At 41.4% G+C, this 10,420-nt stretch carries 9 protein-coding genes and 1 pseudogene; 7 read left to right on the forward strand and 3 right to left on the reverse strand.

All coding sequences use genetic code 11. The features are described from left to right. The first annotated feature begins 357 nt into the window (after nt 1-357). The 5 genes from RMY32_RS27355 to RMY32_RS27375 all read left to right on the forward strand — a co-directional run bounded on the left by RMY32_RS27355 (nt 358) and on the right by RMY32_RS27375 (nt 4,708). Entirely contained in the window at nt 358-1,761 is a 1,404-nt protein-coding gene (locus RMY32_RS27355) for a glycoside hydrolase 100 family protein (RefSeq protein ID WP_322710590.1), read from the forward strand. Between the two features lie 515 nt (nt 1,762-2,276). Further along, nucleotides 2,277-2,579 carry a hypothetical protein gene (locus RMY32_RS27360; protein ID WP_322710591.1) on the forward strand — a complete coding sequence of 101 codons (303 nt, stop codon included), beginning with the start codon at nt 2,277-2,279 and terminating at the stop codon, nt 2,577-2,579. Nucleotides 2,580-2,682: 103 nt separating this feature from the next. Next, nucleotides 2,683-3,150, forward strand: a complete 468-nt coding sequence (locus RMY32_RS27365) for a hypothetical protein (RefSeq protein ID WP_322710592.1) — start codon at nt 2,683-2,685, stop codon at nt 3,148-3,150. A gap of 346 nt (nt 3,151-3,496) precedes the next feature. Next, the gene (locus RMY32_RS27370) at nt 3,497-3,832 is read left to right on the forward strand and encodes an NUDIX domain-containing protein (protein WP_322710593.1); all 336 of its coding nucleotides are present in this window, start codon (nt 3,497-3,499) and stop codon (nt 3,830-3,832) included. 231 nt (nt 3,833-4,063) lie between these two features. Next, nucleotides 4,064-4,708 carry a DUF938 domain-containing protein gene (locus RMY32_RS27375; RefSeq protein ID WP_322710595.1) on the forward strand — a complete coding sequence of 215 codons (645 nt, stop codon included), beginning with the start codon at nt 4,064-4,066 and terminating at the stop codon, nt 4,706-4,708. A gap of 170 nt (nt 4,709-4,878) precedes the next feature. Here the strand turns inward: RMY32_RS27375 and RMY32_RS27380 are convergent, their stop codons facing one another. Further along, entirely contained in the window at nt 4,879-7,137 is a 2,259-nt protein-coding gene (locus tag RMY32_RS27380) for a glycoside hydrolase family 10 protein (protein ID WP_322710596.1), read from the reverse strand. A 378-nt stretch (nt 7,138-7,515) separates the two neighbouring features. On the opposite strand from RMY32_RS27380, the gene RMY32_RS27385 reads away from it, so the two are divergent. Further along, on the forward strand, nt 7,516-7,983 hold the full coding sequence (locus RMY32_RS27385) for a DUF3592 domain-containing protein (RefSeq protein WP_322710597.1): 468 nt from the start codon (nt 7,516-7,518) through the stop codon (nt 7,981-7,983). Nucleotides 7,984-7,989: 6 nt separating this feature from the next. Here the strand turns inward: RMY32_RS27385 and RMY32_RS27390 are convergent, their stop codons facing one another. Continuing rightward, the gene (locus tag RMY32_RS27390; protein ID WP_322710598.1) at nt 7,990-8,262 is read right to left on the reverse strand and encodes a Precorrin-3B methylase; all 273 of its coding nucleotides are present in this window, start codon (nt 8,260-8,262) and stop codon (nt 7,990-7,992) included. 316 nt (nt 8,263-8,578) lie between these two features. Between RMY32_RS27390 and RMY32_RS27395 the strand changes: the two genes are divergently transcribed. Then, nucleotides 8,579-10,105 (forward strand): glycosyltransferase, encoded by a 1,527-nt coding sequence (locus tag RMY32_RS27395; RefSeq protein ID WP_322710599.1) that lies wholly within the window; start codon nt 8,579-8,581, stop codon nt 10,103-10,105. 197 nt (nt 10,106-10,302) lie between these two features. Here the strand turns inward: RMY32_RS27395 and RMY32_RS27400 are convergent. Continuing rightward, nucleotides 10,303-10,420 (reverse strand): annotated as a pseudogene (locus RMY32_RS27400) (IS630 family transposase); the annotation flags it as partial.

Here is a 10,420-nt window from a genome sequence, read left to right on the forward strand (position 1 = left end):
AAGCAAGAAATATGATAGGCTTAAAAGGAAAGAATGTTTTAATTACAGGTGGAACATCAGGTATAGTCCATTCCACGAAGTTACTACAGCATACTTTGACCGAGTAATTGCAGTCAATCTCCGGAGTGCTTATCTCTGCGCCCGTGAAACTATTAAACACTCCTTGCCCCCACTAATTGTCTTTAATTTTGAATTGATAATTTTGAATACTTCGACAAGCTCAGTATAAGTTTTGAATTGGAGCGAAGCGACTTGACTCTATATGCTTGACTTTCGGGAATCTTGGTCAGCTTGAGGTTAGGCTGGCGTACTTTCCACAATTAAGCCGATACATACCATTAGTGGAATTCAACGCCTATGATTAGCGCGATCGATAAGAACAGTCAGATGGAAGCAGAAGCCTGGGAATTATTGGAAAATTCTGTAATTTATTACCAAGGAAAACCCATTGGTACTGTAGCCGCCAAAGATGCAAAGGCAGATGCACTCAATTATGACCAGTGCTTCCTCCGCGATTTTGTCCCTTCTGCCTTGGTGTTTCTCATGCATGGCAAAGCAGAGATTGTGCGTAACTTCTTAGTAGAAACACTGAAATTACAAAGTCATGAAAAGCAGATAGATTGCTTTGAACCGGGAGCGGGATTAATGCCTGCCAGTTTCAAGGTTCATTCTAAGGGGAACGAGGAATTTTTGGTCGCTGATTTTGGAGAGCAAGCGATCGCTCGTGTTCCCCCAGTTGATTCTTGTATGTGGTGGATTCTCCTGCTACTAGCTTATGAAAAAGCTACAGGTGATTTAACTCTAGCGCGTCAGCCAAATTTTCAAGCCGGAATCAAACTAATTTTGGATCTTTGCTTAGTACATCGGTTTTCCATGTACCCGACAATGTTGGTTCCCGATGGCGCATTTATGATTGACCGTCGCATGGGAGTTTACGAACATCCTTTAGAAATTCAAGTGTTATTCTACGCGTCTTTGAGAGCTGCTAATGAATTGCTTTTACCAGATGGGGATGGCGATAGCTACCTTAGCAAAGTCAATAGGCGATTGGGATCTTTGAAATATCATATCCGCAACTATTATTGGCTAGACCTAAAGCGATTGGGGGAAATTTATCGTTACAAAGATAACGAATTTGGAAAAGAAATTGTTAATAAATTCAACATCAATTCAGAATCAATTCCTAGTTGGTTGACCGAGTGGTTGCCCGAAACTGGAGGATATTTAGCGGGAAATTTGGGGCCGGGACGGATAGATTTTCGCTTTTTTGCTTTGGGAAATCTGATGGCAATTTTAACTTCCTTAGCTAGCGTTAAAGAATCTCAAAGCATTATGAATTTATTTGCCCAACGTTGGCAAGACTTAATCGGCTATATGCCGGTTAAAATTTGCTTTCCCGCAATGGATGGTTTAGAGTGGAGAATTGTTACAGGATGTGACTCTAAAAACAGGGCTTGGTCTTATCACAACGGCGGTAACTGGCCGGTTTTACTGTGGTTATTTACCGCTGCGGCATTGAAAGCCGGTCGAACAGAACTTGCTCAAGCAGCGATCGCTATTGCCGAAAAGCGTTTATTTAGAGATAAATTCCCGGAATACTACGATGGTAACAATGGTCGTTTAATTGGCAAAGAAGCCCGAATTTATCAAACTTGGAGCATTGCCGGATTGCTAGCTGCTAAAAAGCTTGTGGAAAATCCAGAGTACTTGGAATTAATCAGTTTTGCAGAGGGTCTTGAAGGCCCAGGCTGTAGCCTGTAGGTAAATTGTAGAGACGGCGATTCATCGCGTCTCTTGCCTGAACCGAACAGTATTGGGTAGTCAATACCTGGCAAAGTTTGGCCCTAAAAATGATTTAGTGGTGTAATTATACAGGGTGTTTCTGCTAACTAGTACAACTCGGTGTCAATCCAGTTACCATCTCAATTCAGCAGACAATAGGCAAACAAGTTGTTTTGAGCAGCTGGTTAAAGACAGACAAACTTTCGGCTGTACTAGCTATACTGACATAACATTACAAGCGGCTAAACTTTTGGTAAGTATAAGTTAGTAAATAGTAGATTTGTACCATAAAAATCCTGAGTAAAAGGTGACAGCGATCGCACAGCCTACTTTTTTATCAGGGAGTACGCCAACGAATGACCCTGCCTCTGAATATTCTTCTCAAATATCCGATAACTGATACACTATAGTTGTAAGAGGTATCTGAAGTGTCATACTTAATAATATCAACAGATAGTCTTTGCATAATTATCACGTTTTAACGTGTATTAACCATGAAAACTACTTCAGATTTAATTCCAGAATTTGAAAAACTATTCAGACAAAAATTACAACTAAATAATTGTAAACTTAGAAAGAAAAGACAAGATAATAATTATGAAATTATTACTCCAGCTAAAGACATTTTTTTGATGTATTGGTCTGAGTTTCCAGAAGTTAACTTAATATATCAGGCTGTAGGGGTACGCACTCAGCAGACTAGTGTTTATGAACGAGCTATCCGCTCCCACATTAGTTCTAGTTTGAGTATTATTCAGGAGAATCCTCACTCTGAATCACCATTATTGGTAAAATAGCTGATGCTCAGATAACACAGATAATATCTACTAAGCTCTCGCCAGTTTTGTTATATGACTGACGAGAGTTAATCGCCGAAAATGTGTCGATCGAGAGATAAAAATGCAATCCGAAAAAAATCAAGATCGGCTAGATTATAAAACCTTGTTAGCCAATGCAAAGCAAGCCTTAAAAGTTGAATATCAAAAATCAGCCGCTTTATCATCCCAATTGAAAGCCATCAAAACTCAGTTAGAACAAGTTATGGCTGAAAACAAAACTCTGAAAGAAAGTGCCTATGAAGATGTAGTTAAGCACTTTGAGGCGCGTACTCAAGCGGCAGAAGCACTGGCGCTAAAAACAGAAGTACGCCAAAAATTCCTGGAAGCCAATGGTTGTAAGGATGATGAGAGCTTCGATGCTCTATGGGATATTATTAAAAATAAGATTCAGATCCAAGACAATGAAGTGAGAATCGTTGCTCAAAATGGCACTCCTAAGTTCACCTTAACAGGCAGCATGATGACTTTGAGAGATTTTATTCAATCCCTCAAACAAGATCCAATTTCGAGAAAATTTTTCTTGAGCTAGAGAGCCAAATTCATGAAGGCCTCTGGCTAAAAATAAACTAAAGATTCTAGTGAAAAGTTATTTATCTTCGTCTCCGTCTCCTGACGACCGTTTGATTTGACTTTGTTAAGCATTCCACTCCAAAGCAATGCACTCTTAAATACTTATCAGTTCAGGACAAAAGGGAAGGGAAAAGGGAAATAAAAAACCTTTAACCCTTCCCCTTTTCCATTTTCTCAAAACTCGATTTAGAATCACAAATTCACAAAGCGAAAAGTATTAAATTCCCTTCAACATTTTAGATTGCGTACAGTTGTTAACATTGGTGTATATTTTAATTAGCCAATTCAAATTCCAGAGAGATTTAATGATGATACAAGATGATGAAATACTCGACATTGTAGATGAAAATGATTGTGTAATTGGGCAGGATAAACGTTCGCAAATATATCGCCAAAGACTGTGCAATTTTAGAGTTGTCAATGCTTTTGTTATTAATTCATTAGGTCAACTGTGGATACCTCGACGTTCTGCACACAAAAGTATCTTTCTTCTTTGTCTTGATGTCAGTATGGGGGGTCATGTTGAAACCGGAGAAACCTATGAAGATACTCTACAACGCGAACTTAAAGAAGAATTGAACTTAGAGTTAAATATACTTAATGTTCGACTTTTGGGATATTTAACACCACATCAATATTAAGTATCTGCTTTTATGAAGGTTTATGAAATCAAATTAGATTGTAATCCAGAGTACAATAAAAATGATTTTATTGAAAGTTTTTGGTTATCACCTAATGATTTAATAAAATGGTTGTATGACGGCGAGCCTGCAAAAAGTGACTTGCTCAAACTTGTGCAAATATTTTATCAAGATTAAGTAGAGTTCTTCGTTTAATATTTGTTCCGATTAATTATAAATATAACGATCCAGATGACACCACAAGACGCACGACGAAAATACGCACCAGCAACCGAGCGTAACCGCGAACCAATTCTAGAAGTACTTTTACAAGTGTTGCCGGAGAGTGGCACTATTTTAGAAATAGCAAGTGGTACTGGCGAACACGCAGTTTTTTTTGCATCCAAGCTCAAAGATTATCTGTGGCTCCCAACCGATGTAAATCCACAATCAAGAGCCAGCATTATTTCATGGACTGAACACAATGTATGTGATAACGTTTATGCACCGCTTGAGCTAGATGCAAAAGAACCAGTTTGGGCTGTGGAAAATGGTGGATTGGATTGGCTGAATACGAAGCCAATTGTGGCCATTGTCAACATCAATATGATTCACATTTCACCTTGGTCAGCCTGTCTGGGGTTGATGGCAGGGGCAGGTCGTATCCTAAAAGCAGGAGGTATCCTCTATTTGTATGGCCCCTTCAAACAAGGTGGAGAACATACAGCTGCGAGTAATGCAGCTTTTGACGAATATTTACGCACTGAAAACCCAGAGTGGGGTGTGCGTAACTTGGATGATGTCATAGCAGTAGCTAGGGCACAAAATCTGATATTGCAACAGATTTACCAAATGCCAGCTAATAATCTTTCAGTAGTGTTTCAACGTTCAGGGTAACTGAAAGTTTAGGGTTCAAAACCCTTCATTTGAATGAAGGGTTATTGGTGTAAATCATTGGTCTTTCAAGACGCGATAAATCGCGTCTTTACATCAGGGTTTTGGCCATTGTTTGCGTAAGTCCCGGGTTAATTGAATGCTATCTGAGTAAGCAAGTTTTTACTTTCTTGTCACCGCCGACTGCGAAAACCCTGTTTACCATTAACTTGGTCAAAGAGTACATCGTATTTATCAAACAAAGCGATTCCAGGATTTACGAATACAGCCAGTTCTGATTGTGGCGAGATACTCAAATTCCAGCGATTAAATCCGTCACGGGTTCCTGGTGTCAAACTGTAATCAAAAATGCCATTAATTCCTACTTTTACAGCATTTGCTGACCCTAATACTCCGGGTTTGAGTTTACCTGCTGTCGAAGCTGACTTGAATTGAGTCAAACCATTAATAGTTCCAGTATCAGCGATCGCTCTGCTATTACACAAATTTTTCGCAGAACTCCCAGCAAGAGTTAAACAAACTTTGTTCAGTCGAGAGTCCCATCTTTTACCCGGTACACCATTAATTTCGGGTTGTTGACTCCAAGAAGCCATTTTAAAACCTGCTTGATTTTCGGCAGTTAAACCGAGAATTAAGTTGCCATTATTATTACTACCACCATTGCCAACGACAATAAATCCGTTACTCAGATTCCCTGATAATTTTCTCAACGGGTTATAGGGAAGTGATTTTTCAAAATAGTTAACACCGATAATTCCCGAAAATGGTACACCACTGTTTGCTGAACACTTAGGTTTGTCGGCGCTACATTGGCGACTACTAACAACCTGTACAGGAACAGGTTCGGCGGTGGGAATCAAACCAAACCGGACATTAGTGTAAACTAATTCTCCTTCCAGGATAGTACCATCACTTAATACTTCCTTGATATTTTGACCTGTTCTTTGGATGGGAGAATTACCTAAAAACTCTTTAGGAACTCTTAGCCCTGCTGACCCTGTATCTAATAAAATACGTTTTGGTTGACCATTTGCGATCGCAACTTCCAAAAAATAACCGCGAACACGTTGTCCAAGGGAAGGTTTTAGATATAAAGGTAAGCTTATGCTGTTAAAAGTTGGCTGGCGGGGTGTATTTTGTGAGATATCGCGCAACGCTGAATTTGGGAAAAGAGCCGCAAATGCCGACTGGCGTTGCTCTGCTGGTTCAGGGGCAATATCCCAAAGGCTTTCGTAGTAGAAAAAACCGATACCTAAACCGCGTTGTTGCACTGCTTCTACCTGGGATTTGATTTGTGGGATAGCGACTGGACGATTTCGTAAACCCGCCATAATCCCGATACCAGTTGGAATAATTTGTTGGGTTTCTAAAATTTCTGGACGGGTAATTTGAGCGATAAAACTTTCCACATCATTACGGTACACCTGCATCACCAACTCATCGACAATACCTAACCGTACCCAGTTGAGCCAGTCTTGCAGTTGCATTTTATAGGCGAAATTATAGTAATTAGGAGCAACTGAAAAAATCGCATTCGATTTTTTGGCTTTCACTGTTTGGTAAAGGTCTACCATAAAGGCAGTAATTTTATCTGCCCGCCATTTTATCCATGCTTGGGCTTGGGGATTGGGTGGTGGAGGATTCCCAGTTTCTTGAGTATATAGACTAATCGTGTACTTATCGTAACCAAAATCCACAGGTAAACTCGTATGGTCGTCAAATTGAACGCCATCAGCATCGTATTTAGCGATAACTTCCACGACAAGTTCCCTGATAAAATTTTGCACTTCCGGGTGAAAGGGATTCAACCACGCTACTTCACCCGCAGCACTAATTGAAGTTTGAGTTCCATCCCTTTTTTGGGTTAACCAATCTGGATGCTGCGATGCAAGTTCCGAAGTTAGAGGAACCATAAAACCAAATTCAAACCAGGGTATTGCTAGTAACCCTTGTCTGCGCGCTTGAGTAATAATGTCTGCAATTACATCTTGTCCATCTGTTCCCTTGAAGAAAAAGGGTATCCCCTCTTTCTGCATGATCGCACTGGGATATTGTGTATAACCATCATTCCAAACTACGGGATAAACAGTATTAAAGTTTAACTGCCGCAGTTGGCTCATCGCTGCTTGCACCTGCGAACGATTTCTAAAAACACTAAAATCGTTACCACTTAGCCACACTCCCCGAATTTCCTGACGGGGTTGAGCAGGTAGTTGGGCAACGGCAGGCGCAAAACTATTTAGTAGCAATACTAGAAAGAATGATATCAGACATAATAATGGCAGCAGACGCTTTTTCAAAATCCACGGCACTGTCTGTTGACTCGTTACCTTGCTTAGACCTACTAGTACTCGTCTGTGTACAGGCTTAAATAGTAAGTTAGTTAGAATTGCATTAATTTCTCTACTTTTTTCCCAAAACTGAGTTGTCATTACTTTTGCTTACTAAATGAGGTTATTTGGTTATATTTAATACCATACAAACATTAAATTACTACATCAGAAAAACTGATGCAGTAATTTAGCTGCAAGATAGTTGACGCAGTTATCAGGTTAGTGGTGCCAAATAGAAATGTTTCAAATGTAAGCTATAGTCGAGATTGTGATGAAATTTATCGTAAATCACTCGTGTTTAAGACCCCTACCTCTACAGGTAGCGCAAAGTCAAAGCCACTCCGCCTCCGCTCGTTTTCAGTCGGGGTTTAAATCCCCGTACTTCGGCTACGCTCAGTAACCGTCTGAAAATGTCTAAAATGTTTAAATTTTGAATTTTGAATTTTGAATTGTTAATGTTGTGCCATCGTCAAACCCATGAATTTCAAACCTCACCAAAATACTTTTGATGACAAACTAAGCGCAAGTATTGGGCTGGTGATTGGATTGCTGTTTATTGGCGGTGGTTTTTGGGTACGTAACATCATTGCACGCGAAACTGCAACCCTAAACGAAACACGCGGTACGGTGGTAGACAGCATCAGTCGTCGCGATCGCAGCAGTACAAACAATAATGATAATGAGCAAAAAGAAACCTATGCGCCAGTTATCGAGTTTCTAGCCAACGGTAAACGCACTCGCTTTACAGGCAGTTATGAGTCTTACCGCTCCAGCAACGGCCAGATGGTAGTGATACGTTACAATCCTCAACAACCCACAAGTACTGCGCGTGTCGTGAATCCGTTGGAAGGTTTAGTACCTTGGGGAATGTTTGGGATGGGTGGGTTAGCTGTGGTTTTTAGCGTGGGCGCACTTTTGCCTGTACGCTGGTCTTCAAGTGGGTAATATAAATTAGATAGATTTTGATTTTCGTGCTGACTTTGGCGGCGTTCGGTGTGCGCCAAAATATTTCTCACTGCGGTAACGCAACCACACCCGCAACACTTGCGGAATCTGGTCTTTTTGTTCTTTAGTCAGAGTATTGTAAAGGGCTAAAGCGCGATCGCGTTCGCCCCGACAAGCAGCATTGTTGTGAGCATCCCAGTAGCTACGGGCTACTCGAATCCGCCGACAGACTTCTTTAATCAGCGCCTCTCCCGTCAATGGAATGTCTTGCTTGGTCATACTCAAATGCTATGAATTTCTAATGCCATCCTAGCAAGTCAGATTTATCTGGACACTTCAAATATGTCATTCGGTATATGTGCGCGTACCGCAGTAATGATTAACTTTAAGCATTAGGAAAATGACTGTACTGGTTGAATTTAAGCTCAAGGGAATCAATAAAAGTCCTTTGACTTACTTTTTGATGGTATGTACCTACAGTCTTACTGCCTGCGTTTTTCAGCCTTGAGAGTTTTTAACAAGCTCACTAAGCTGTTATGCTGCCATCTTCAGGCAAAATCTTTAGTAGAAATTAACCTGTATTAGGAAGCGGGCAATGCACATTGGATTTCTCAACCCTCAAGGCAATTTTGATTCAGGCAATAGTCACATCACTAAACACCCAGATTTTGGGGGTCAACTAATTTACGTTAGGCAAGTCGCTATAGCCATAGCTCAAATGGGTCATAAAGTTGATATTATCACCCGTCAAATTATTGACCCGGAGTGGCCAGAGTTTGCCGAAACGATTGACACTTATCCAGGGATCGATAATGTCCGCATTATCCGCTTACCAGCTGGGCCAAAAGAATTTCTCTCTAAAGAATTGTTATGGCCTCATCTTGTCGCTGATTGGGTACCCAACATCTTGAAATTTTATCAACAGGAAGGTAGCTTACCCGATGCTATGACTGCTCACTACGCTGATGGAGGACTGTGTGGCGTTCTAATTGAAGAGGAGACAGGCATACCTTTTACCTTTACTGCTCATTCTCTCGGCGCTCAAAAGATCGACAAATTGGAAGTTACCCCAGAAAATCTCACAGGGATAGACGAGCAATTTAATTTTAGATATCGCATTTTAGCCGAACGCCTGAGCATGAATCGCTCGGCGGTTAATATCACCAGCACGCGACAAGAACGTTTTGAACAGTATTCTCATCGAGTCTATAGTGGTGCAGTGGATGTAGACAACGAAAACCGCTTTGCAGTGATTCCACCGGGAGCAGATTTCTCGGTTTTCGGTGCAGAAGCGCGTTCTGAAAACGAGGAGGCTACTTACGAGTTCATTCAGGAACGATTGGCACGGGACATTGCAGAAGACCGTCGAGATTTGCCCGTCATTTTAGCATCCAGTCGATTAGAACTGAAAAAAAACATATTGGGGCTAGTGCAAGCTTTCGCAATCAGTCCAACACTTCAGGAACGAGCTAACTTGGTGCTAATTACAGGGGCGCTGGACAATCCTTTACGAGAAGAGACTAGCGACGAAATCGCTGAAGAAGTATTAGCCCCGATTCGGGAAGCGGTCAAAGAAAACGACTTGTGGGGCAAAATCAGTGCATTTAGCTTGTTACATCAATCTCAAGAGTCACTAGCAGCAACCTATAGATTTATGGTTAAACGCCGCTCAGTATTTGCGCTGACCGCACTCTACGAACCTTTTGGGCTTGCTCCCTTAGAAGCAGCAGTAGCAGGCTTACCAGTGGTAGCAACCAAGAACGGTGGCCCTAGCGAGAGCTTGCAACAAGGAGATCGGGAATATGGCGTACTCGTCAATCCAGAAGACCCTGCTGATATTGCACGGGGCTTGGAGCGGTTGCTATGTGATGCTCAAGAGTGGGAGTATTTTGCCCAAGCTGGTCAGGAACGGGTGTTGAAGAAGTACACTTGGGAATCTACTGGTGAAAACTACCTGTCTTTGCTTGAGCAAATTGTGTCTTCACCGGAAAGCCCTCGCGCTGAACTCCTTCCTATCCATCCCTACTTCCGTAATCCAGAATCGCAGACCGATGTTTCTTTGGAAGAATTGGGCGAACTCTACTTTGGATCTAATCAAAAGGTACTAAGGAATGCGGATTAAATAAAGTGCAAAACTAAGGTCAAAGCAAAAGTTGCTACAGACTGCGCGAAACACCGAAACGTCAAAGCAGAAGTTCTTGCAGGGAAAGCGGAAGCTTTTACAGACTGCGCGAAACACCGAAACGTCAACTCTGGAGCAACATTTTTTGATGGATGCTAAATGTGGAATTCAGGTAGCTATAGCAACCGCCAAGGCGGTTAAGCCGCTGTGTGAAGCACAGCTTCCATCGCATCTCTCAGACAGCCAAATTGAATTATTTGCTTACGAATTCGGCTTTTTAACCATGACCAACATCGCTCAATTTTGTTAAGCTCG

This window comes from Nostoc sp. ChiSLP03a, from assembly GCF_034531215.2.
GTDB lineage: Bacteria > Cyanobacteriota > Cyanobacteriia > Cyanobacteriales > Nostocaceae > Nostoc.